The 25,701-nt window shown below is 43.6% G+C and carries 17 protein-coding genes; 10 read left to right on the top strand and 7 right to left on the bottom strand.

Going from position 1 to position 25,701, the window contains the following annotated elements:
• Positions 1-7 precede the first annotated feature (7 nt).
• Positions 8-1,972 carry a c-type cytochrome gene (locus MTO98_RS20085; RefSeq protein WP_243480775.1) on the top strand — a complete coding sequence of 655 codons (1,965 nt, stop codon included), beginning with the start codon at positions 8-10 and terminating at the stop codon, positions 1,970-1,972.
• A gap of 79 nt (positions 1,973-2,051) precedes the next feature.
• Positions 2,052-2,828 (top strand): DUF1080 domain-containing protein, encoded by a 777-nt coding sequence (locus MTO98_RS20080; RefSeq protein ID WP_243480774.1) that lies wholly within the window; start codon positions 2,052-2,054, stop codon positions 2,826-2,828.
• Positions 2,829-3,075: 247 nt separating this feature from the next.
• On the opposite strand, the gene MTO98_RS20075 is transcribed toward MTO98_RS20080, so the two are convergent.
• Both MTO98_RS20075 and MTO98_RS20070 read right to left on the bottom strand, forming a co-directional pair.
• On the bottom strand, positions 3,076-4,305 hold the full coding sequence (locus MTO98_RS20075; RefSeq protein WP_243480773.1) for an MFS transporter: 1,230 nt from the start codon (positions 4,303-4,305) through the stop codon (positions 3,076-3,078).
• A gap of 54 nt (positions 4,306-4,359) precedes the next feature.
• Entirely contained in the window at positions 4,360-5,013 is a 654-nt protein-coding gene (locus MTO98_RS20070; protein WP_243480772.1) for a FadR/GntR family transcriptional regulator, read from the bottom strand.
• A gap of 571 nt (positions 5,014-5,584) precedes the next feature.
• Between MTO98_RS20070 and MTO98_RS20065 the strand changes: the two genes are divergently transcribed.
• Positions 5,585-7,420, top strand: coding sequence for an alkaline phosphatase (locus MTO98_RS20065; RefSeq protein WP_243480771.1), 1,836 nt, complete (start codon positions 5,585-5,587; stop codon positions 7,418-7,420).
• Positions 7,421-7,908: 488 nt separating this feature from the next.
• Positions 7,909-8,241, top strand: a complete 333-nt coding sequence (locus MTO98_RS20060; RefSeq protein ID WP_243480770.1) for a hypothetical protein — start codon at positions 7,909-7,911, stop codon at positions 8,239-8,241.
• On the opposite strand, the gene MTO98_RS20055 is transcribed toward MTO98_RS20060, so the two are convergent.
• The 4 genes from MTO98_RS20055 to MTO98_RS20040 all read right to left on the bottom strand — a co-directional run bounded on the left by MTO98_RS20055 (position 8,242) and on the right by MTO98_RS20040 (position 14,775).
• Entirely contained in the window at positions 8,242-10,137 is a 1,896-nt protein-coding gene (locus tag MTO98_RS20055; protein ID WP_243480769.1) for a gliding motility-associated C-terminal domain-containing protein, read from the bottom strand.
• A gap of 732 nt (positions 10,138-10,869) precedes the next feature.
• Positions 10,870-11,598: an MIP/aquaporin family protein gene (locus tag MTO98_RS20050; protein ID WP_243480768.1), complete on the bottom strand. Its 729-nt coding sequence runs from the start codon at positions 11,596-11,598 to the stop codon at positions 10,870-10,872.
• A gap of 24 nt (positions 11,599-11,622) precedes the next feature.
• On the bottom strand, positions 11,623-13,137 hold the full coding sequence (gene glpK / locus MTO98_RS20045) for a glycerol kinase GlpK (protein WP_243480767.1): 1,515 nt from the start codon (positions 13,135-13,137) through the stop codon (positions 11,623-11,625).
• A 57-nt stretch (positions 13,138-13,194) separates the two neighbouring features.
• Complete coding sequence (locus MTO98_RS20040; protein ID WP_243480766.1) at positions 13,195-14,775, bottom strand: glycerol-3-phosphate dehydrogenase/oxidase; 1,581 nt, start codon at positions 14,773-14,775, stop codon at positions 13,195-13,197.
• 152 nt (positions 14,776-14,927) lie between these two features.
• On the opposite strand from MTO98_RS20040, the gene MTO98_RS20035 reads away from it, so the two are divergent.
• Complete coding sequence (locus MTO98_RS20035) at positions 14,928-15,692, top strand: DeoR/GlpR family DNA-binding transcription regulator (RefSeq protein WP_243480765.1); 765 nt, start codon at positions 14,928-14,930, stop codon at positions 15,690-15,692.
• Positions 15,693-15,915: 223 nt separating this feature from the next.
• Here MTO98_RS20035 and MTO98_RS20030 read toward each other — a convergent pair whose 3' ends face one another.
• Positions 15,916-16,947 carry a LacI family DNA-binding transcriptional regulator gene (locus MTO98_RS20030; RefSeq protein ID WP_243480764.1) on the bottom strand — a complete coding sequence of 344 codons (1,032 nt, stop codon included), beginning with the start codon at positions 16,945-16,947 and terminating at the stop codon, positions 15,916-15,918.
• Between the two features lie 260 nt (positions 16,948-17,207).
• On the opposite strand from MTO98_RS20030, the gene MTO98_RS20025 reads away from it, so the two are divergent.
• From MTO98_RS20025 to MTO98_RS20005, 5 genes are all read left to right on the top strand, one after another.
• Positions 17,208-17,831, top strand: a complete 624-nt coding sequence (locus MTO98_RS20025) for an RNA polymerase sigma factor (protein WP_243480763.1) — start codon at positions 17,208-17,210, stop codon at positions 17,829-17,831.
• A gap of 76 nt (positions 17,832-17,907) precedes the next feature.
• On the top strand, positions 17,908-18,948 hold the full coding sequence (locus MTO98_RS20020; protein WP_243480762.1) for a FecR family protein: 1,041 nt from the start codon (positions 17,908-17,910) through the stop codon (positions 18,946-18,948).
• An 11-nt stretch (positions 18,949-18,959) separates the two neighbouring features.
• The gene (locus MTO98_RS20015) at positions 18,960-22,409 is read left to right on the top strand and encodes a SusC/RagA family TonB-linked outer membrane protein (protein ID WP_243480761.1); all 3,450 of its coding nucleotides are present in this window, start codon (positions 18,960-18,962) and stop codon (positions 22,407-22,409) included.
• 19 nt (positions 22,410-22,428) lie between these two features.
• Positions 22,429-23,961 carry a SusD/RagB family nutrient-binding outer membrane lipoprotein gene (locus tag MTO98_RS20010; RefSeq protein ID WP_243480760.1) on the top strand — a complete coding sequence of 511 codons (1,533 nt, stop codon included), beginning with the start codon at positions 22,429-22,431 and terminating at the stop codon, positions 23,959-23,961.
• 74 nt (positions 23,962-24,035) lie between these two features.
• Positions 24,036-25,664: an alpha-L-fucosidase gene (locus tag MTO98_RS20005; protein ID WP_243480759.1), complete on the top strand. Its 1,629-nt coding sequence runs from the start codon at positions 24,036-24,038 to the stop codon at positions 25,662-25,664.
• Positions 25,665-25,701: the final 37 nt, after the last annotated feature.

The raw sequence follows: 25,701 nt of genomic DNA, 5'->3' as shown, positions 1-25,701 counted from the left end.
CTTGATCATGAACAATACTTTAAAACAAATGATAAACAGGGGCACGTTTTTATTTACGCTTGTCATTATCGCGCTGTTAAGCGATATCAAAAATACCTTTGCCCAGGCCGAATCGCCTAAAGAGGATGATTTTTTTAAGATCATGAAAGTGCCTGCGCCCGAAGGTACCATATTGGAAGTTGGGGGCTTATGTACGCTGCCCAATGGCACTTTGGCGGTAACCACCCGGCGCGGCGATATATTTATGGTCGAAAATCCAACGGGGCAACATCCTTTTTTCCGCAAGTTTGCTTCCGGACTACATGAGGTATTAGGAGCTGCATGGAAGGATGGTGCTTTATATGTGGTTCAGCGGGGTGAGCTTACCAAGCTGGTTGATACCAACATGGATGGCAAGGCCGACGTTTTTGAAACTATTTACGCTTGGCCGCTATCCGGCAATTATCATGAATACAGTTTCGGGCCTAAAATAGCGCCTGATGGTTCATTTTTTGTAACCCTGAACCTTGGCTTCCCGCCCGATTGGTGGCATCCGAAAAGCTTTGTGCCTTACCGCGGCTGGGCTTTAAATATTAAAGAAGATGGTACGGTTACACCATGGGCGGCCGGTTTTCGTTCCCCTTGTGGTATCAGTATGATTGACGGCGAACTGTGGTATTCAGATAACCAGGGCGACTGGGTTGGATCGGGCAGTATTATGCCTATTAAAAAAGGTGCGTTCATGGGGCATCCTTCAAGTCTGGTTTGGACACGTTTGCCTAATTCACCGCTTAAGCTCACTTCCGAACAGTTTTTTGCTAAAAATAATCCGCGGATAGAGTTTGACAAAGACGGTCAACCTGTAAAACCGCAGGATGTGGTTAATGAAAAGTTCAAAACCGAATTTGAAGCAAAAAAAGAAATTCCGGAATTGCAGTTGCCAGCCGTTTGGTTACCTCATGGTATCCTGGGAATTTCCAACTCAGAAATTGTTAAGATCCCGGAAGGTGCATTTGGACCATTTGCCGGACAATTATTGGTGTGCGACCAGGGGCAAAGTATGATAGACAGGATCTTTTTAGAAAAAGTTAACGGCGAATACCAGGGAGCTGCATGGGCTTTCAGGAGTGGGTTTCAGTCGGGTATAGTAAGGCTGGCCTGGTTGCCTGACGGTTCATTGGCTACCGGCGAAACCAATCGTGGCTGGGGATCGGCAGGCGAGGCTACCATGGGTTTGCAGCGTTTGGTATGGAATAATAAAGTTCCGTTTGAGATGCGTGCTATCCGCGCTATGCCCGATGGTTTCGAGATAGAATTTACCAGGCCGGTTGATAAAAAAGTGGCCGAAGATATTGCTTCATATTCTGTAGAAAGTTATATCTATAAATATCATGGCGTATATGGCAGTCCACCTGTAAATACCGAAAAATGCCCGATAGCAGGTGTTAAGGTATCAGAAGATGGGTTGAAGGCGCGCCTGATAGTGAATAACCTGCGCAGGTATTATATCCACACTATTACACTGGCCGCCATGCGTGATAAAGAGAACTATTTTAACCTGGTGCATCCAACAGCCTACTACACATTAAATAACATTCCCGAAGGGCAAAAACTTTCGATGAATGAAGTGAGTACAGTTAACTCGGCTAAAGCAACGGCTTCTGTAAACGTCAGGAAAGGTGTTGCTGGTAAGAAAGGCCCGGCAGTTAAACCCGCTGCACCCGCAAATGCGATACCTACTTATGCCGAGATACAGCCGATCTTATTGAAAAACACGTGCCTGTCATGCCATAATGCTACAAAGAGGCAGGTTGGCCCGGCTTACGTGGATGTGGCTAAACGTAAGTATAGCGTAGCCGAATTGATTCAACTTATCCATAGCCCTAAGCCTGAACACTGGCCCGATTATTCAACACCGATGCCGCCTATGCCGCAGGTGCCAAAAGAAGATGCCCGTAAGATTGCTTTATGGATCAAATCGCTGGCTAAGTAAGGCTTAAAGCTGAAGGCAGAAAGCTAAAAGCTATAGGTTAATTATTGTTTAAGATGTTAATGTTTTTATATAAAGTTCAATGAAACGCAAACTTATTTTCACCGCCATGTTAGCGGGGAGTTCATTGGTAACATTCGCGCAGCAAAATGCTAAGCCGGAAGATACCGAGATCTGGTCGCCGGTGCCAGCTGTGGTTACGCCCGGTAAAATCCCGGGCGATGCTCCATCAGATGCTATTATTTTGTTTGATGGTAAAAACCTTGATGAATGGGTTGCTACCAATGATTCTACCTCAAACCATAAATGGAACGTGGCGGGTAAAATAATCACCGTTGATAAAACAGCCGGCGATATTCAAACCAGGCGTAAGTTCATGGATTTCCAGTTGCATATCGAATACCGGATCCCTTCAAACATAACCGGCAGCGGGCAAGCGCGTGGTAATAGCGGTATTTTTTTGGCAGCATTGCCCTGGGGGGCCGGTGGTTATGAGCTGCAAGTACTTGACAATTATAATAACAAGACTTATGTTAATGGCCAGGTGGGCAGTTTGTATAAACAGGCTATTCCACTGGCAAATGCCTGCCGTAAGCCAGGCGAATGGCAAACCTATGATGTGATCTGGACCGCGCCGAGGTTCAACGAGGATGGTTCGCTAAAGTCGGCTGCACGGGCTACAGTGCTGCATAATGGTGTGCTGGTGCAAAACAATACTTCATTGATAGGAGATACCCCGTACATCGGCAAGCCCGAATATCGTAAGCATGGTGCTTCGCCTATAAAACTGCAGGCCCACGGTGATAAAAGCGAGCCTATCAGTTATCGCAATATTTGGGTAAGGGAGTTAGGGCAATAGCTTATTTGAAAAACCAGACTTACGAAGTTTTTAAAACTTCGTAAGTCTTTAGGTGCAGATGCGTGTTATGATGAGTGTTTAAATCCAGCGCCCCCTGAAGGTGAAATGACAAAAAAGGGTTGGTCAGTTTGAGTCTGTCTAAGACTCGTGCGCAGAGGCCCTGCCCATTATCCTTCGACAAGCTCAACATGACCCATTTTAATTTTTCCTCTTGCGCTCGTTTCAAACGAGCGCGAAAATAACAGCTTTAACTAACCGCCCTCTTCGCTTCAATATTGGGCAATAAGCCAGTGAAAATGCCAATCAACGGCAAATAAGCACAGATTTTAAATACATAGTTGATACTGGTCATATCGGCCACCTTTCCTAAAACGGCTGATCCCAAGCCGCCCATTCCAAATGCCAGGCCGAAGAATAAACCGGCTATCAATCCAACTTTTCCCGGAACCAGCTCAGTGGCATAAACTAAAATAGCTGAAAATGCCGACGAAAGGATCAGACCGATAAATACTGATAGAACGCCTGTCCAAAACAGCGATACATAAGGGAGGAGCATGGTGAATGGGGCTACCCCTAATATCGAGATCCAGATGATGTATTTGCGGCCAAAGCGATCGCCCAGCGGCCCGCCAAAAAGCGTTCCCGCTGCTACTGAGCCTAAAAACATAAACAAGTAAATTTGCGATTGCTGAATGCTTAAATGAAATTTACTGATCAGGAAAAATGTATAATAACTGGTGATGCTGGCCAGGTAAAAATATTTGGAGAAGATAAGAACCAGTAATACAATTAATGAGAATATTACTCTTCTTTTTGAGAGGTTGAGGTGTACTCCTTCTTTAATATTTTTATTTTTTGCTTTAAGGCTTAAATGTTCGGCATACCATTTAGCTATGCGGAGTAATACCACTATTCCGGCAAGGGCAATCAGGCAAAACCATATTACATTTGATTGGCCATAAGGGATTACGATAAGGGCTGCCAGCAGTGGGCCTACAGCACTACCCGCATTTCCGCCCAGTTGAAAAATAGATTGGGCCAATCCCTTTTTGCCGCCCGAGGCCAAATGCGCCACTCGTGACGACTCCGGATGAAATATTGACGAACCTATTCCGATAAGGCTTACAGCTATCAGCATAATATAAAAACTACCGGCAAAAGAAGCCAGCAATAATCCCGATAAGGTAAAGCCCATGCCAGCTGCAAGTGAGTATGGTTTAGGTTTTTTATCGGTGTAAAGCCCCACAAAAGGCTGTAAAATAGAGGCGGTAATTTGATAAGTAAAAGTAATTAGCCCAATTTGAGTGAAATTAAGGCTGAAGCGTTGTTTGATAAGCGGATATATGGACGGTATAACCGATTGCAGCATATCATTAATAAAATGGGCCAGGCTTATCGTAAACAAAATTGAATACACAGTTTGCTGAACCAATTTTTTAGGCTCGGAGGTAGTAATTGTGGGTGAAGTAGATTCCATTGGTTGTAGATTAAATTAAAACATTATAACATCAGATGAATTTTGTGAAAAAATTTAATGCTGATGAATTTCGATAACAGTATTCCACGCCTGTTTTGAATCACAGTCGAGGATATTTTTCAGCAGTCTTTCATGAAGGTGCTGGGTTTCGATAAAGCTCCGTGTATCCGGATGTATTTCGGTAAACCAATTTTTTAAATGAACGGCTGCTGTTTTGTAAAGATCGCTCAGGATTTCATTTTTTGAAGCATTGGCAATGGCGATATGAAATTTAACATCGGCGTCGATACATGCCTCTAATAGCCCGGCTTCGGCGGTTGTTTTTCGGTCTTCTAAGTAGCCTTTCATTGTAAGTATATCCTTTTGTGAGCGATTTATAGCGGCTTTTTCAGCTATTTTCATCTCCAGTAGCTGTCTTACTTCGTCAACATCCTGTGATCGTGCACGTCTTATGCGGGCATCCATCGGCTCCGGATTGATAGTTGCGCGCTCCACAAAAGTTCCTGCGCCCTGCTGGATCCTGAGCAGGCCTGATTGTACCAGGCTTTTGGTTGCTTCGCGGATACTTGAGCGACCAACCCCAAACTCGGCCATTAATTCAGGCTCGGTAGGTAACTTATCATTTATTTGATAATGGCCGCTTCCTATTTGCTCTTTTAATTTCTCGGCAATTTCTTCGGCCAGTGATCTTTTAATAATTTTACTCATATCTGTAAATCATCAGATGAATTGCAAAGGTAGGGTTTTATTTAAAAGATCAAAATCATTTCTTCACCAAAGTAACTTGCCGCTTGTGTTTTTTGAAGCATTAATATAGGCTTAAATTTAGCTTAACATCTGTGTTTTTACTTTGGCGCCATAAAAGTATCCCATGTGGGCATCATTCGGCGGGGGGCGGAGTTTTTGAGGTTGTGCAGGTGAAGTAATGAAATCGTCTTTTTATCAGGCTTGCATACAGGCAGGTTTTAAACCGATCAGTTATATGCCTTTGCTAAACCAGGGTCACTGCCGCCGCATTGGATTTTCAAGCCGGTGAATTGGTTGTAATTTTAACCCCGTTGGCTGGGTTGAGATGCATGAGGTTTTATATAAAGACCTGTACAGGGCTCGTGTGGCTCAGTTGTGCAGAAAGCTTGTAACTTTGACACTGCAAAAGATGGTGTTTGGCCAATCCTGCCGAGTACATTCAGGTAACCCCGGAGGCTTAAGCAAATGCAGGTCTGCAGGCAGTTAAAAACTATAAAGCGGGTTTTGCCCGGTTTTGCTATATCTATATCAAATGAAGAAAAGTACTACCATTATTACGCTTGCGGCACTGCTTGCAAACGCCGGTTTGACGGCTAATGCACAGGTTAAAAACTACACTGTGGCCGATGCGCATTCCCACAATGATTACAAGAACAATATTCCTTTTTTTCGTGCCTATGAAAAAGGTTTTGGCTCTATAGAGGCAGATTGTTATGCCGTTAACGGGCAACTTATGGTAGCTCATGATAAAAAGGAAATCGATGCCAAACGGTCATTGAAGGCTTTATATATTGATCCACTGGTTGAAAAGTTAAAACGCGACCCACAACGTCACTTAAGGCTGCTCATCGAGATCAAGGAAGACTATAAAGCGGTGTTGCCATTAGTAATTAAAGAACTGAAACCATTGGAGCAGTACTTCGCTTATGATGGTCACCCGGGTAGGTTATCGATAGTGATGACCGGTGCAGTGCCGCCCGGTGCCGAAATGACTAATTACCCTGCATGGATCTCATTTGATGTTGATCACATGGATGGCTTTACACCTGAGCAATGGAAAAAAATTGGCCTGGTTAGTTTTCCTTTTGGCAAATACATGCACTGGAATGGTAAAGGTGTACTAAATAATGAAGAAATTGCCAGGGTAAAAGCGGGTATAGACAGCGTACATAATGCCGGTAAAAAGATCCGTTTTTGGGAAACACCTGATACTAAAAGCAGCTGGCTGGCTCTTATCCGTTTAGGTGTAGATGTAATTGGGACAGATAAAATAGAAGAGCTTGGCGATTTTCTGAACAAAAAGCCCACGAGCGAATACACTGCGCCGCAACCTTATGTTATTTATAAGCCAACTTATAAAGCGGATGGTACGGTTAAAAAAGTGAAGAATATTATACTTTGTATTGGCGATGGAATGGGCTTGTCGCAGATCTACTCAACCTATACCGCCAACCGCGGGCAGCTGAATATCTTTCAAATGCTTAACATTGGGTTTTCAATAACCAACTCTGCCGATGCTTACATCACCGATTCGGCGGCGGGTGCTACTGCATTTGCATCGGGCCAAAAAACTAACGACAGGGCTATCGGTGTTGATCCGACAGGCAAACCGTTGAAATCATTAGCCGATTACAGCGCCGAAGCCGGTAAAAAAGTGGCGGATATTGCTGTTTGCGAATTAACAGATGCAACTCCGGCAGCTTTTTATGCGCATGATCTGGAGCGTAGCCACTCGGTGGCCATCGCCAGTCAAATTACATCTTCGCCCGTAGATATCTTTTTAGGTTCAGCTTATAAAGATTTTACGCAACCTGTTAACGGGGAAACTGCCGTTGATAAAATGAAAAAGAGAGGGTACACTGTTGTGCGTAATTTCGACGAGTTTTTGAATAGTTCTGCTCCCAAGATCCTGGGCCTGATGGATGACAGTGTAACCCGTCCGAAAATGGCGGGTAGGGGAAACTATTTGCCGTTGGCATTTAACAAAGTAACGCAGGTATTTAAGAATGCGCCCAAAGGTTTTTTTATGATGATTGAAGGATCGCAGATTGATCACGGGGGGCATGCCAATAACCTGAAACAAGTGATCACAGAAAATAGCGATTTTGACCGTGTGGTTGGCGACGCCCTGAAGTTTGCCGACGAAGATGGTGAAACCCTGGTAATTGTTACTGCTGATCACGAAACAGGAGGTTTAACACTGTTGGATGGCAGCATTAACAATGGCTATGTATGGGGCGATTTCAGCACCAACGATCATACAGGCACCCCGGTTCCTGTATTTAGCTACGGGCCTCATTCTTTAGATTTTAGAGGGGTTTATAGTAATACAGAGATCTTTAATAAGATTAAGGCTTTGCTGCAATAGGCAGAATAATGATTTCGCGCAAAGGCGCAAAGACGCTAAGTTTTTCCTTTAAACTCCCATCAGGGTCTCTCGCAGAGGGCCCTGATGTATACGCCATGCAAATTCGCTGCCGTGAGTATCCTTGTAGATGGTTAGAATAAGGTGAACCTCAGGGCTCTTTGCGAGTTTAAGTTACCCCACAAAATTTATCGACCTGAAATTTCAACACGAGGCACCTACGGAGCCGGAAAACATGCTCTTATTGTTATAAACACGAGGCTCCCATCGGGGCCTCGTGTTTATAGCATAATAAAAATTGCTGGTCTGCCAGGCGGCCTCAGAGAGGCTACGTGTTTATAGACAAAATTTTAAGAGATATTGGACTCCAGCGGAGTTTCGTAATCGTAAACTTGCTTTCCAACCAGTGCTTATTTCGCTGCAAAATGAAATGGACAAATAGGAAATGAAAGCTCCTGTTTGTATTTTTATACAAACCAATCTCCTGAAATATGTGGGCAACAGCGTCTCTTTGGTTTGAGGTAGCCGTAGTAAGCATCATTTACGCGCTGGGCAATATCATTTTTGGCCATTTTGAAGAGCGTACGCCTGTTGTACGCCGGGTTGGTAAATATATTCTCACGCTGGTAATAGTTATCGCTATTTCTATATATTTCGGACGAACCATTGCTATGGCTTCTTTATCCCTGTTTGTTGTTCCGTTCATCTACATTCATGCTTACTATCTTCCGCGCAAAAAAGGTATTAATGGCTTTACCGGCGAACCTAAAAGCAAATATTACGAGTTCAGGAAATGGGACAAAAATATCTTTGATCAAAAGTAATCAGCCAATGATTTGCACCCAACCCGAATAAATGGTACCGTTTTTAAGGTCGATTTTGTAATAATAAGTCCCCGGAGGTAGCCTGCGGCCGTTATATGTTCCGTCCCATGCCTTTGTGTAGCCCTTGGCATTGTAAACTATAGTTCCGTAGCGATTAAAAACCTGTGTTATGGCATTATCGTAAGCTCCGAGTGCGTCTATTTGCCAAGTGTCATTTATGCCGTCATTATTGGGGGTAAAGGTATTAGGGATGATAAACTTGTCAATTACTTTTACCTCAACAGCGGCTTTTGATTCCAGGTTGCATGAGCCGGGTTGCAGTACATGCAAAATATAAGTAATGTTACTGCTTGGAAATACAAAGGGCTCTAAGGAGGAAGCATTGCTGATGTTTTCATTAGGTGTCCAGTAATAGGATACATTTTCTCCGCTTACCTGGGCGTGAAGCTGGATCTTTTCACCTTTAATAACTTCGCGTGTGGCGGTGGCATAAGCTCCGGGGCCTTGATTTACCGTTAAGGTTACCGAACTTTTGGCTTTACAATCGTTAGAGGTTACTTCAACTGTGTAAGTAGTAGTAACGTCGGGCGAGGCCAGCGGATTAGCAATATTGGGATTGGATAAACCGGCTGTAGGATACCATTTATATGACATTCCGCCAGTGGCATGAAGCTGTGTTTTATCGCCTTTGCAAATCATTTGATTGTCACCCGCATTTGCAATTACAGGAGCATTAACATTTACAGTAACGGCGGGCGATACGCCCGGGCATCCGTTTTTGAACACCGTAACGCGATATTGACCGGCCATAGCCGCGGATGCGCTACTTATTACGGGGCTTTGTTGGGTAGATGTGAAGCTGTTTGGGCCTGTCCAGCTATAGCTGTCGCCTGCAGATGCTGTAAGATAAATGTTTTCGCCGGGGCAAACAGGCGAGCTCGCTGTTGCAGTAACAGGCTCAGGGTTAACAATACTTAAGGTTACAGGCGACGAGATTAGCCTGCACTGCGGCGAATTAATGTTACCTTGTTGAGCAACCAGTGCCCTATATTGATAATTACCTGCAATGGCAGGCTGATGAAGCGGATAGGATGCTAATACCGCCCCGGGAATATTTATCCATCCGTTTAATGTATTTACCTGCCACTGATAAATAGGGTTTGCATATGGCAAATCTGATGCACTAATAACATTTAATGTATAAACCTTATTAGCATCGGCACATCCCTGTGCTGTAATTGCTGTTTTATCGTTTCCGAAATAGGTAGTAAGTGCAGGGCCATAAGGACGTAGCGAAATATCATCCAAAGCCACATCATTGCCATAACCGCCATTTGCGTTATTGGTCATTTTTATGGTTACATCGCCACCCGTTGGTGGTGTACTGAAGGTGATATTATACTCCAGCCAGCCCTGGCCGTTATCGATAGGGCCGGTGTGATTTATTTTAGTTTCGAGTGAAGTAGTTACAGAGAAAGTAATATCTGGTTTGATGCCGCCTTGCCTCATTAAATTCAGTACATATACACTGAAACGATACGTAGTACCCGGACATAGTGTTTTAACTGTTCTTTTATAAAACTCATCGATGCTATTGGTAGCATCAACTATCATCATATAGCCATTGGTTTGCCCTGGCGTATGATTGCCTGTTTGCAACCACGATTCAGGGTACATGCCGGCGGTTGAGCTGGCAATAGTATAACTGCCTTCGCCCGGTTGCGATGGGATGTAGTTATAGGTAGTTGAAAAATCGCCGTCGCCAATTTCAGGACCTATCTGGGCTGTTCCAGATCCAAAATCCTCAATTAATACAGGCTCCCCCTCCTGTGCTTTTAAGCGCAGGGCAAAGTACGGCAACAGGCATCCTATCACCAGTAAAGTAATAAATTTCATGTGTTTTTACGCATGTTGGCAAGACTTGCAATGTGTGCCAGCCTGTCTTGCTTAAAAGTTTAATCAATGCGGCCGGGGGACAGCCGTTATTGATTGAAACCGGGTTAATGTTGTGTTTTTTGAAGTATAGGTTGCAAAAGGAAAGCCATGCCGGAGGGGCTCTCTTTGCGCTGAAGGGAGTTTAAAACAATGGGGAGTAAAGTGTGTAATCGGGAAAATGAAAACTTTACAGATGGTAAAAACGTAGGTTGTAAAAAATACACTAAGTAGCTGTGTCGCACTTTTGTTGAAAGCCGGTATCTAAAACCAGGATACAGATTGTAAAACATAGTTTACAAAAAGATAAAATTCAATGGCTCAATTTTTGTTAAGCCGGCCAGGTTTATTTTTGATACTATTGTTGATTGTTTTCTACTAAAAATCCCATTATGGGAAAATAAATCTACATATTCTGGTTGTTTTTGATCGCGATAATTGTATTCCTGTTAGCTCTTTACTTAAGTTTTAATTAAATGAACAACTTGAACACGCTATATATTAAAAGCACAAAAGGAACGAAATGAACAGAGGGGGATTTTAAGGGTGGAAGGAGGAAATTTAAAGCGGGTGAAGACTTACGAGGTTTTTAAAACTTCGTAAGTCTGGGTTATAATAAGCACGCAAAGGATCAAAGAAGAAACCTTTGCGGCTTAGCGCCTTTGCGGGAAAATAATTATGGAGTTTGGTTACTAATTACTTAACCGATAGATATACTATCGCAGCAATAGAGGCTCCGATCAAAGGAGCGATAACGGGGATCCAGGCATAGGCCCAATCGCTTGTTCCTTTGCCTTTTATCGGTAAGAGCATATGCATTAAGCGCGGCCCAAGATCGCGGGCGGGGTTGATGGCATAACCGGTAGTACCACCCAGCGACAAGCCGATCACCCAAACCAATAAGGCCACAGGTATTGCACCGATAGAACCGAGACCTATTGGGGTTTTTGCCGGCGTAATTTCGGCCCCTGCTATATAGAAAATAGTAAACAGCAACACGAAAGCACCTATCACTTCACTGGCGATATTGGAAATATAATTACGTACAGCGGGGCCGGTACAAAATACAGCCAATATAGAGGCCGGATCATTAGTGCGCTTAAAATGATCGTAGTACATTATCCAAACTAAAAACGCGCCAATACAGGCACCTGTAAACTGGGCAATAATGTAGGGTATTACATTTGCCCATGCAAACTTACCTGCAATAGCAAGTGCTATGGTTACTGCAGGGTTAAGGTGCGCCCCGCTATATGGCCCTGCAACAACTACACCTACAAAAACAGCCAGGCCCCAGGCGGTGGTGATCACTATCCATCCACCGTTGTTTCCTTTGGTGTCTTTTAAAACTACGTTAGCCACTACGCCATCGCCTAATAATATCATAAGCATAGTACCTATCAGTTCGGCTACAAATGGAGACATATTTAAATGGTTTTAATGGTTATATTAAATAGAAGATATAGGATGACCGGAGTTTGACCAGCACTGCGCTGTACCTACAGCACGTTTCCAGCCTGCAATTCCGGTTTTTACCTCTTCCAGCTCATCGCTGGGTTTAAATTCGGACTCGGCTGCCCATAGTTGTTGAATTTCCGTTATATCTTTCCAATAGCCTACGGCCAGCCCGGCCATATAAGCCACACCAAGCGCAGTAGTTTCGGTAACTTCAGGCCGGATCACTTTGCAGTTTAATACATCTGATTGAAATTGCATCAGCAGGTTATTTGCTGTTGCACCGCCATCAACGCGCAATTCTTTTATTTCCATGCCTGCATCGGCCTCCATGGCTTTTAGTACATCCATTGTTTGGTAAGCAATTGAGGCCAGCGCCGCCCTTGAAATGTGAGCAGCAGTAGCGCCTCTGGTTAAGCCAACTATAGCCCCGCGTACTTCAGGGTCCCAGTAGGGGGCCCCTAAACCTGCAAATGCAGGCACAAAGTAAACGCCTGCTGTATCTTTTACCGATGTAGCCAGCTTTTCAATATCTGCTGATGTTTTAATAATGCCCAGCCCGTCGCGCAGCCATTGAACCACTGCGCCGCCTATAAAAATACTGCCTTCAAAGGCATAGCTGATCTCGCCGTTTATTTTCCAGGCAATGGTGGTAAGCAGGTTGTTTTTTGATTTAATAAACTCGTGGCCAATGTTCATCAGCATAAAACAACCTGTGCCATAAGTGTTTTTAACCATTGCCTTATCAATGCACATCTGCCCAAACAAAGCTGCATGCTGATCGCCGGCTATGCCCGCAATCGGGATCCTTTGCGCAAATATGTTGTTGGCGGTATGGCCATATAATTCACTTGATTGCTTTACATCGGGTAGTATGCTTTTAGGAATATTGAATAGCTGCAGCAGTTCATCGTCCCATTGTTGTGTACGGATGTTGAACAGCATGGTACGGCCGGCATTGGTTACATCTGTGGCGTGTACTTCACTGCGGGTTAACTGCCAGATCAGCCAGGTATCAACCGTGCCAAAGGCAAGCTCACCTGCTTCGGCCTGCGCCCTTGCACCTTCAACGTTATCCAGGATCCATTTTATTTTAGAGCCTGAAAAGTAGGCATCAATCACAAGGCCGGTTTTATCCCTGATCATATCACTGTGTCCGCCTTGCTTTAGCTCATCGCAAAAAGTAGCGGTACGCCTGTCCTGCCAAACAATGGCATTATGAATAGGTTCTCCGGTTTTTCGGTTCCATACTATGGTAGTTTCGCGTTGGTTTGTTATACCAATGGCTTTAATATTGCCGCCGCCTAATCCTGCTTTGGCGATAGCTTCCACGGCTACCGAGATCTGGCCTGCCCAAATCTCATTAGGGTCGTGCTCAACCCAGCCGGGTTTAGGGAAGTATTGTTTAAATTCTTTTTGCGCCGAAGTAATGATCTTGCCCGCGTGATCAAAAATTATTGCCCGCGAACTGGTAGTGCCCTGGTCGAGCGCTAAAATATATTCCTGCATAATTTGGTTTGGTTTACCTTGGTTTATTAATTGAATATCACATTAAATTTGCTGATTTTAATGAGGTGTTAGTATATAATTTTTTGCTGTTTCGTTAAAGGCTTTAATTTGTTCTTGTTCCCAGGCTGCATCTTTTCCAAGTTCGCCCGCCATGAGGCGGGCCGCTTCCGGTGCCATTTCTGTAGCCAGGCGCGCGTTTAAAAATAATACCCGGGTACGCCGGGCCAGGATGTCCTCAACAGTACGCGCCATCTCATTCCGTACCGACCAGATCACCTCGCCTTTGGTATAGCTGCTATCGGGATGAACAGTGTTTTTCCAATCGGGATTTTCATTATATAGATCCCGAATTTTCCCGATGTCGGTTCCATAAACAAACATAGGATTTGTACGGTCGGGATTTGGCCTGTTGCCGTGAATGGACAAAGATTCAGTTTTGCAGGAACTGTTTTTGAGTTGGCCGGTTTTGATAGCCTGGTTAACAATATCCTCGGCCATTTTGCGATAGGTGGTCCACTTGCCCCCGGTTATGGTAATTAAGCCGGAGTCGGAAACAATCAATTTATGGCTCCGGGAAATCTCCTTGGTTTTTGATGACCCATCTTGCGGAGCGGCGAGTGGGCGTAAGCCTGCAAAAACGCTTAAAACATCGGCACGGGCAGGCGCTTTAGTTAGGTATTTGCCTGCAGTTCTTAGTATAAAGTCTATCTCCTCATCTAACGCTACCGGTTCAAGACTATGCGAATCGATGGGGGTGTCGGTGGTGCCTATTAATAATTTCTCATGCCACGGAACGGCAAAAAGTACGCGTCCGTCTTCCGTTTTTGGGATCATCAGCGCATCTTCTGCCGGTAAAAATGAAAGATCGAGCACAAGATGTACGCCCTGGCTTGGCCTCACCATTGGTTTCTTTTCGGGCATGTCCATCTTAAGCACATCATCAACAAAAACACCGGTAGCATTAATTACTGTTTTTGCTTTTAATTGATAATAGGTACCGGTTTCTGTATCAACGGCTTTTACGCCTGTGATTTTATTGGTAGCATCTTTGGTTAATCCGGTTACTTTAAAGTAATTGAGCAGGGTTGCGCCTTGCTCAATAGCCGTTTGGGCAAGATTGATGGCTAAGCGGGAATCATCAAATTGCCCGTCATGGTAAACAACGCCGCCATGCAGCCCTTTTTGCTGTATGCCGGGTAAGCGTTTTGTGATTTCTTTTTTGGAAATATGTTTTGCCCGGCCAAAGCTTAGCTTGCCTGCAAGGATATCATAAATACTTAAGCCTATAGTATAAAAAACGCCATCCCACCAGGTGTAATTGGGGATGATAAAACTTTCGTTTTTTACAAGATGAGAGGCGTTTTTTAATAGTAATCCCCGCTCACGTAGGGCCTCCCGCACAAGTCCTATATCACCCTGCGCTAAATATCGAACGCCGCCATGCACTAATTTGGTAGCACGACTCGAGGTGCCTTTGGCAAAATCGGCTTGCTCCAGTAATAATGTAGAGAAGCCGCGTGAAGCTGAGTCGACAGCAGCACCAAGGCCTGTGGCACCTCCGCCTATGATAACAAGGTCCCAGATCTTTTCGGCATTGCTAAGGTGAGCGACATTGGCTTCTCTTGTAAAATGATTCATTTTATTTCGATATTTATTCAAATATATAAAATCGAAATAAAATAAAACTAAATGAAAGTTTAAATAATTTTATTTGATTACTTTTGATGAATGAGAAGGGTAGTGGGCTGTTCAAAATATATCAATCAGTTTTTCTGTTTAATTTAGCAGTTATGAGTAAAAATACCGACCGGCATAAATTTATCCTGCAAAAAGTTGAAACAGATGGTTTTGTTAATGTGCAGGACCTGAGTGGCGAGTTAAACGTTTCGGAGGTCACTATTCGAAAGGATCTGAAACTTTTAGAGGATAAAAATCTGCTTTTCAGAACGCACGGTGGTGCAAGCAAAACCAATCCTTATGCTAATGACCGGCCGGTAGCCGAAAAGGAGAAGCTGAACGGGCCGGAAAAAGGAAAGATCGCTGCTGAAGCCGCCGTTAGGATAGATACTAATGATTCGGTTATTATAGCATCAGGTACTACCATGCTTGCCCTTGCCCGTGCCATGCAGCCTAACAGGCACCTTACGGTAGTTACCGCAGCCCTGCCCGTAGCCCTTGAACTTTTGCAGCACCCGCAGGTTGATATAGTTCAATTAGGCGGGCAAATGCGAAACACCTCGTCGTCGGTAACCGGCAATTACGCCGAATTAATGCTGGATGATATGCTGTGCGGCGTGTTGTTTTTAGGGGTAGATGGCATTGACCCCGAAATAGGGCTCACCACAACTAATTTATCCGAAGCTCGCCTTAACCAAAAAATGATCAATGCCGCCCAAACTACTATTGTATTGGCCGATAGCACTAAATTTGGTAAGCGGGGATTAGCGAAGATCTGTTCATTAGATCAGATCAATGAAATTATAACGGATAATGGTATTAGTCCGGCAATGCTCAATATGCTGGAAGAAAAAGGAGTAAAGGTAACAGTTGTTTAGGTAGGTGTGTTTTTCACGGGTGATGGCAGGTACTGATGTTGAAAGGATAAATAAAAAATGTCATTGCGAGCGAAGCGTGGCAATCTCGTCGCCAATGCATGTCCGATCTGTATAGCTACGAGATTGCCACGTCGCCCCAGATGCTTTTACCCGTGCTGCTCCTCGCAATGACATGGGTTTTAATAACGCTTTAACATTAACATTCTAAGTTCTTCTTCGTCTTTCAAATACCTTTCTCGGACGACGACCTCACTATCAACTGTGTATCCACCTTTTCCGTTGTAAACTCTTCAACCGGCCATTTGCTTTCAATGGTTTTGATAAGTATTTCTGTAGCCATCTGGCCTATCTGGAAGGCTGGTTGACGGATAACCGTTAAAGGCGGGTCAAATAAATCAACAACATCTGAGTTAGTGAAGCCTGCTATTGCAATATCTCCGGGAACTTTTAATCCCCATTTCTTTAATATCGACATACTGGTTATGGTAAGCCTGTCGCTGCCGATAAAAATGGCTTCCGGTTTATCATCCAAAGCCAGCAATTCTTTCAGCACGATCTCAACTTCGTCATGTATCATACCGCCATGATTGCAATGTTTCAGGTATTCGGGCCTGAACTCGATACCGTATTGATCAAGCGCTGCTTTATAACCATCAAAACGTTCGTGACTGATAAGCAAATTATTTGAGTTGGTGAGATGCGCTATTTTTGTAAAGCCCGAGTTAATCAATATTTCGGTACCCTTAAATGCCCCCTGAAAATTATCGGCTATCACTTTGTGGGTATTAAGATCAGGGGCCGCCCTGTCAAAAAACACGATAGGAAAACCTTTATCCAACAAGTATTTATATTGAGATGTATCGGTTGTTTGAGCCGATAATGAAACAAGAAGGCCGTCCACATGCCTTGATAGCAGGTGTTTTACATTGGCGCTTTCCCTGTCAAACGACTCGTGTGTTTGGGTAATGATAACGTGATATCCGCGGTTATAAGCTATGGATTCGATACCGTTAATGGCTTGTGAAAAATAATCGTTAGCTACCTCGCATACTACTACACCTATTGAGTGGCTTTTTTGCTCTTTAAGGCTTAAGGCAATAGGATTAGGGCGATAGTTTATTTTTTCGGCATACTCCAGGACAAGCTTTTTGGTTTCGGTACCTATTTCATAGCTTCCGTTAAGTGCCCTTGATACCGTTGAGGTTGACACACCTAAAGCTTTGGCAATATCCTTGATAGTAACTGATTCAAACATAATTTAATCCGGTGGCAGGTTTCTAATTATTAAGGAAGCATTTGATGCGGGCTAAGTTATTTTTAAAAAATGAAATATTTAGCTGTTTTTCGATTTTCAAACCGTGTAACTTATTTGTGCAGGTTTGTGTGATTTTACCCCGGATGATGCTGTGGTAATTTATTATTGCATTGATTTTTAAAGTTGAAGTAAAATTATTGTTATAATTATTACATTGTACCTGATTTCAATTGTAAAACGTTTTATCCCCTGGTTAAGCTATGTCTCACGAACAAATTGTTCATGACGATCATAATACTGTTATTTGGCTTGCTTTTAAAGAAGGCAATTGGGAGGCATACACCCAATTGTATAACCAATATTTTAAGATCCTTAATAATTACGGACACAAATTTACAAGGGATATCAATGTAATAGAGGACGCCATCCACGATCTTTTTATCAGGCTTTGGACAAACAGGGCAGGGCTTGGCAATCCGGTTTCGGTAAAAAATTATCTTTTCAAATCTTTACGCAGCATTATTTTCCGCAAGCTGCAATCGAAATCACGCTTTGTTGACCTGGAGAATGAAGCAGAGCATAATTTCCCTTTCGAAATATCTTTTGATCAGCAGATCATGGCCGATGAGGAAGAACAGGAGTTGCAGAAAAAAATTAAGTTTCATGTAAAAGCTTTACCGGCGCGGCAGCAGGAGATCATCTATCTGCGCTTTTATGAAGGTTTGGGCTATGATGAAATTGCTGATATCATGGAAATAAACGTCAGCTCGGCCTATAAATTGATCTATAAGGCGTTTGATAACCTCCAGGATGTACTCAAAACTTCCAAATTGGCTATTGTTTTAGCCCTTTATTCTTGTTTCTGCATAAATAATCATCACTAAATAAATTTTTTTTCGATTTGTAGGGATAATTAGGGTAGGGTGCTGTCTATAAGGATTAAATAACACCTTATAACCAATGCAGATTGCCAAATACAGTAATTATACCCTGCCTGACTTTTTAGAAGATGATGATTTTCTCCGTTTTGTGATCAATCCATCGCACAACGATACCTTTTTTTGGCAGCAGGTTGTAGCCGCATACCCGCAACAGAAAGAAATAATAGCCGAAGCTTCAAATATTATTATTGCGTACCGTAAGCAGGATTTTTTTACCAATGAAGATAATCTATCAAAAGTTTGGCTGCGGATTGAATCGACACTGCAAAAAGACCAGGTTAAGATAAAACCAAAAGTATTTACCTTAAACAGGTTCCTTCGTGTTGCTGCGATGTTATTGCTGGTATCATCTATAGGTATTGCTTTATGGCTGATAAGGGGCAGGCAAAACGAAATTATTACTAATTATGGAGAACTGAGCACTGTCACTTTGCCCGATGGCTCAACCGTGGTACTCAACGGAAACTCGAAATTAACTTACTCCGATAACTGGGAAAAAAATTCAAGAGAGGTTTGGATAAGCGGGGAGGGATTGTTCAACGTAAAGCATATCAATAAAGATCCCGGCAATATTAAACCTTCTGAAAGATTCATAGTGCATTGCTCAGACATGAATATAGAAGTGTTAGGTACAACTTTTAATGTCAGAAGCAGGCATAACAAAACCAATGTGGGTTTAGTGCAGGGTAAGATCAGGCTTGACTATGTTGATGCCGCATCAGGGAAACAATCGCTTATCATGAAACCGGGCGATTATGTACAACATACTTATAAAAAGGCCCTTACCCGAATTATCCTTTCTGCGCCAGAAAAGATCACCAAATGGACAAAACATCAGCTTTTATTTAATGATGCCACACTGGCGCAGATCAGCGAGATCATGGCCGATGATTACGGCTATCATGTAGATTTTTCGAGCCCGGATTTAACTTCCCTCAAAATAGAAGGGGAAATAAATGTGCCTAACGTTGACGAGCTGATTGAAACTATTTCTACCACACTCCCCGTGAAAATAACCCGAACAGACAAAAATATTACCATAACAAAATTAAACCCCTAAATGAATAACTTATGAGAAAACTCGACTCATCCAATTTTTTAAGATGTTGCTGTTTCCTGATGGTATTACTTGGCCGGTCGGCATACGGCAATGCCCAAATGGCATTAACCAGTAACAACAGGATCCACGCAAAAAGTTTCGGTTATACAACTCCGCAGGCTGTTGAAAACAAAGTACTGCTAAAAGATGCGCTGGATAACCTGAAAAAACAATTTAATGTTCAGATAGCCTACCAGGAAGGCTTGCTTGATAACAAATTTGTGCCTGCAAATTTAACCAGCAATATAAGCCAGTTAACGCTTGATGATAATTTGAAGCAGTTATTATCTGCATTTCAGTTAACTTACCGTAAGATAAATGATAACCAGATCTCGATTTTTACGGTAAAGGACCTTACCTCAACCGATGCAACTGTTGCAGCAGTTACGTTAACAGGTAAAGTTGTAGATGCCGGTGACGGACAGCCGGTTGTGGGCGCATCCATTTACTTGAAAATTGACAACAAGGTAGGCTCAATTACCGATATCACAGGCAGCTTTAAACTGGTAGTACCTGATAAGTATTCGGGCAGGCCATTAACCCTGGTGGTAGCCTATATAGGGTATAACCAGGAAGAAGTTACAGTAAACGATGTTGCATCGCCTTTACAAATTAAACTGGCGCAGAATAACAAAGCCCTTAACGAAGTTGTGGTTACCGCCCTCGGTATCAGCAAGCAAAAAAAATCATTAGGCTATTCGGTTACCGAAGTTAAGGGTACAGAGTTTACCCAGGCCCGTGAAAATAACGTGGCCAACGCGCTTACCGGTAAAGTTGCCGGTGTTAACGCGGCTGGTTTATCAACCGGGCCGGGCGGTTCAAGCCGCGTGGTGATCAGGGGTAATGGTGGCCTTGCTGGCGATAACCAACCTTTGTACGTGGTAAATGGTATGCCGATAGATAACAGCGTGCCCGGTGGGGCTGCTACAGTTAACGGTATTACCAATAACGTTGACCGTGGTGATGGTATAGCTGCTATAAACCCCGATGATATAGAATCAATAAGCGTACTTAAGGGCGGTACAGCGGCGGCACTTTATGGTTCGCGGGCGGCAAATGGTGTTATTTTGATCACCACCAAAAAAGGCCGAATCCAGAAAGGTGTAGGGGTTGAATTTAACTCGACAGCTACCTATGATAATGTGGCCGTGTTCCCCGATTACCAGTATGAGTACGGACAGGGCGATGGCGGTGTAAAACCAACCACGCTGGCGGCCGCACAGGCAAGCGGAAGGCGCTCATGGGGTTCAAAAATTGATGGCTCAACTGATTATGTTGCAGTTGACGGGAATACGCACCCGTATACGGCACAAAAAAACAACCTCAAGAATTTTTATCAAACAGGGAGTACCTATACCAACAGTCTTGCATTTTTAGGCGGCAATGAGGCTTTTACCTACAGGTTTTCGGCTGCTGACCTGAACAGTAAGGGTATTTTGCCTGGTACTACTTATGATCGTAAAACTTTTAACCTTGCCCTAAATGGCAAACTGAGCAATAAGATCTCAATTGAAGCATTAGCGCAATATAATGTTGAAACTGGCCATAACCGTACCGGTGCAGGAGATGCGCTGGGAAACCCCAACTGGACCCCGCTTGAAGTAGCCAACACTGTTGATGTTCGCTGGTTGAAACCAGGTTATGATGCGATGGGGAACGAGCAGGTATGGAATGATGCATCCATTGCATCAAATGGGTATTTTGTGATCAATAAATACAAGGAAGACGACGTGAAGAACCGTTTTATTGGCCAGGGATCGGTTATTTATTCGCCAATAAAAGATCTTATTTTCAAAGCCACCATCAGCCGCGACTTTTTCAACTACAATTATTCAAACATATTGCCAACGGGTACATTGTATACTCCCAACGGTCAGTATGCGGGTATCAAGTCGGATGTGTCAGAAACCAACGAACTGGCGACTGTTAGTTACAAAACAAATATCATCCGCGATTTAAGTGTGAATGTTTTGGGTGGTGTAAATAGTCGTAAAAACGCAACAAACCAGTTAACGTTTAGTGGTTCGCAGTTTACCATTCCTTATTTTTACAGCTTTACCAACCTTGCGGTTTCATCAACTACACCATATAACGCCAAGGTAGTTACCAATTCGGTTTTTGGTTCGGCCGATTTTGATTACAAGAGCCTGGTGTTCCTGTCATTTACCGGCAGGAAGGATTGGTTTTCAACGCTCAGTCCTAAAAGTAACAGTATATTTTACCCAAGCATAGGCGGCAGCTTTATCCTGTCGGATGCGGTTAAACTCCCCGAGTTTTTTAACCTTGCCAAACTGCGCGGCTCATGGGCACAGGTAGGTGGCGGCGCACCGGATCCTTACGTTATTAACCTTACCTACAGTAACGTACCAAGTGCCGGGCAGCCCCTGCAAAACGTAACCAGCAATAACATTACCAATAGCAACCTTAAACCATATACTTCAACCACCTTTGAAGGCGGTTTTGAATTGCAGATGCTCAAAAACCGTTTAGGTTTGGATGTTACGCTGTATGACCGTAAAACAACCAACGATATCGTAAATACGGCTATCTCTTCTACATCGGGTTACAATAATGTGATCCTGAACGTTGGTGAGGTAAGCAACAGGGGTATCGAGGTATTGTTGAATGGCACACCTGTAAAAACAGCCAGTTTTACCTGGACTACAAGCTATAACGTAGCCTACAACGATAATAAGGTAGTTAAACTGGCTCCAGGTCTTAATACCATTCAGCTGGCTACTTCGGTTGGTAACTGGGGTATTTTAGATAATATCGAAGGTAAGCCTTTTGGTATGCTGGTTGGTACCCGTATGCAAAAGGATGCTCAGGGTAATGTTGTATTCAATGCCACCACCGGCTTACCGGTACAAACCCCATTGCAAGAACTGGGTAAAAGTGTTGCCCCGCTTACTATGGGTTTAACCAACGAATTCAGATATAAAAGGTTCTCGTTAAACTTCCTGGTTGATGGCAAGTTTGGCAACAAGGTGTTTTCGGTTATGGAGGTGTATGCCACCCGTTTAGGCTTGATGAAGTCAACACTACCGGGCCGCGAAAATGGATTGTTGCTGAAAGGTGTTGATCAAACGGGTGCTCCTTACACGCGTACGGTGCCTGTAAGTGACTTAAGGTCATACTACGATAACTACAAAACGTATTCCGACCTGTTTTTGCACGATGGCAGCTTTGTTAAACTTCGCCAGGTTATCCTGTCGTACGCGCTCCCAACAAGTCTTCTAAACAAAGTTAAGATCCAGTCGGCCAGCATATCCTTTGTGGCACGAAACCTTTGGACTATTTACAAACAGACAGACAATTTTGATCCGGAGCAAAGCTTTACCAATAGTAATGCGCAGGGTTTTGAATCTATCGGCTTGCCGCGTACCCGTTCACTTGGTGTAAACCTGGCTGTTAAGTTTTAACACTTTTAAATTGAATACGATGAAAAGACATTTAGCAAAATATATTTATTGTTCCCTGGTAATGCTCGGCATTATCGCCACACAATCGTGTACCAAAAACTTTGATACACTAAACGTGAACCCTGATGCATCATCAAAAGCGGTACCGCAGTATATTTTTACCAAAGCCCAGTATGATGGCACTGCCCGTATGCTTGATCTGTTACTGGGTACCATGCAGTACACTACCAGCTTTAATGATGTGGCAGGTTTCGGATCAAAATATGTGTTGAGCCAGAGCCCGCAGTCGGCAGGAGCTTTCACTAATGCTTATCCAAATGAGATCAACGAATTGGGTGAGGTTTTAAAAGCAGTTGGTACCGATGCATCGCAGGTAAACCTGCAGGCCGAAGCGCGGATCTGGAAGGTGTATTGCTTTAGCAGGCTTACCGATCTTTATGGCGATATCCCATATTCGCAGGCGGCGCAAGGTTATAACCAGGCGGTGTATAAACCTGTTTATGACGCGCAGAAAGATATCTATGCCGATTTATTGAAGGAGCTTGACCAGGCAGCCCAAAGCCTTGATGCTGCCAAAACAACTTTTGGATCGGCGGATTTAATTTACGGCGGTAATACCGTAAAATGGAAAAAGTTTGCCTACTCGCTCATGCTTAGGTGTGCTATGCGCATGACCAAAGTTGATATCGCCCAGGCGCAAACATGGGCTGCAAAAGCTATAGCGGGTGGTGTTATTTTGGATGATGCCGATGTTGCTAAGGTAGCTTACGTGGGGGCTGGCCAGGATATCAACAAAAACCCTTTAGCGCTCGATCTTTATAACAACGATTATATTGCAGGCAACGGTAGTACCAATACCGAAGGCGGCAAGTACCAGGATGTATTTATCAATTACCTGAAAACCAATAAAGATCCACGTTTGGCAGTCCTATCTGTTGTATGGAACAGCGGCGTGGCTGATACTACCTCGGCTATCCAAAAAGGCATGTCAGCTGGACTGAATGCCAAACCTGCCGATTTTGTGACCTATTCGGAGCCAAATCCTAAAACCATATTGCAGTTAAACTCACCGCGATTGGTTTTTACAGCTGCCGAAAGCTATTTTCTGTTATCTGAAGCTGCTGCAAGGGGCTGGTATACCGCCGCCACGGCCGAATCATTGTATCAAAACGGCATAGCCGCGTCAATGCGCCAGTGGAGCATCATTGCTGGCAGTGCGGGCACAATTAGTACAGCTCAAATCACTTCATACATCAATGCGCACCCTTTTAATACATCTGGTACGTTAGATCAAAAAATGGAGCAGATCTATACGCAGTTTTGGGTTGGCGTATTTCCTGATGCGCAGGAAGTTTTTGCAAGCTACAGGCGTACCGGTTACCCTGCACTTGTACCTAATAATTATGTTGGCAACGCTACAGGTGGTAAAATATTCAGGCGGATGTTGTACCCTGTTGCTGAGCAAAACCTCAATGCCGCATCATACGCTGCTGCTATTGCAAGGCAGGGGCCTGATGATTTTTTAACCCGGATTTGGTGGGATAAACAATAATGTTAAAGTTTGATTAGTTGATATTGTTTCAGGGAGGGCGTGGGGCCCTCCCTGATTTTTTTACTTTTGTTTTGATGTATAAGAAGTATCTTTTTTTTCTGCTGCTGTTTTGTTGGATTCAAAATGTATCGGCACAAAATGATTTGGTTAAGGATGATAACGCCAGTAATTATAACCTGAATAAGCCCGAACGCGAACTATGGCTTAAAAACACCGGTTTAGGTTTGTTTATTCATTTCAGTATGGATAGCCAACTGGGTGTGGTGATCAGCCACTCATTGGTTGGGGCGAGTGACGATTATGTGAACAGGTACTTTAATGAGTTGCCTAAAACCTTTGATCCCTCCAAATTTGATCCGCATCAAATAGCAACGCTGGCTAAGTTGGCGGGGATGAAATACATTGTATTTACCACTAAGCATCATTCGGGTTTTTGTATGTGGGATACAAAAACTACCGATTTTAACATAACCCATACTCCTTATAAAAAGGACTTGTTAAAGGAATTTGTTGATGCCACACGTGAAGCTGGTTTGCAGGTTGGTTTTTATTTTTCGCCCGAAGATTTTAATTTTCTTCGTGATCATCACGTTACTATCAGCCGTACCGATGTTAAGATGGATGCCCAAACCCGGCACGATTACGACGAATACACCCGGAAACAATGCGAAGAGCTGATGACTAATTATGGTAAAATTGATGTACTTTTTATAGATGGCGATCCTAAAGAAGTAGTAAAGCAAACCTGCTGGAAATTACAACCCGATTTGCTGATAACCCGCGGTGCTATCAAAACGCCCGAGCAGATCATGCCGGGTGCCATGATCAATGAGCCATGGCTCTCCTGTATCACCATGGGTACGGCCTGGGGATATCAGCCAACCAACGAACGTTATAAATCGGGCAGCCAGTTAATAGGTTTATTAATAGAGGCCAGGGCCAAAGGTGGGTCACTGCTGCTGAACGTTGGCCCGAAGCCAGATGGCGCATTACCCATCGAACAGGAGGAGCGGCTGCGGGAAATGTCGGCATGGTATTTTGTTAACCGTGAATGTATTGATAGCGTGCGAAGCTGGGTTATAAGTAAAGAAGGCGATACCTGGTTTACCGCAAAAAATGGGCATACACTTTATGCTATAGTTACCAATGCCGCCGATTGGAAGGAGGGTACCCGGAAAACCTTTCTGATCCGTTCGGCCATCGCCACTGATAAAACTCAGGTGAGTGTATTGGGGCAAAATAGTAAAGTAATTGAATATAAAACCGATGATATAAGCTGCAGGTACAAACAAACCGATAAGGGGCTTGAAGTATCTGTTGTAAAGGCGCAGCGCATTTATGATGATCACCGCTGGCCTAACCCGGTGGTCATCAAATTGGAGAATGTCGATCCTGTTTTTAAAGAAGCTGCGATAGTTGAAACCGGCGCGAGCTCAAAAGTAAAGACGGGTGCAGTTTTAAAAGGGAAAATCCTGAATTATAAAAATATTTCGGCAAAACGGGCCCGGTTTGATTACCGCCCTTATCATGGGCAGGTTGAAACGTTATACGCAGGCAAGTGGACAGCCGGCACCTGGGTAAATATCAAAACCGATGGCACTTTTGAAGGAGCACTACCGTTAAAGGGCGATTATGAATATAAAGCCGTAGTTGAACAGGCCAATGTTGAAATTGAAGGGGAGAATAAATTATTTAAGCCGTAACATTTCGTAAGAAGCTGTTTAAAAACGAATGGAAGAA

The sequence above is a fragment of the Mucilaginibacter sp. SMC90 genome, assembly GCF_022811725.1.
GTDB lineage: Bacteria > Bacteroidota > Bacteroidia > Sphingobacteriales > Sphingobacteriaceae > Mucilaginibacter.
This window is presented reverse-complemented; position numbering and strand designations above follow the sequence as displayed.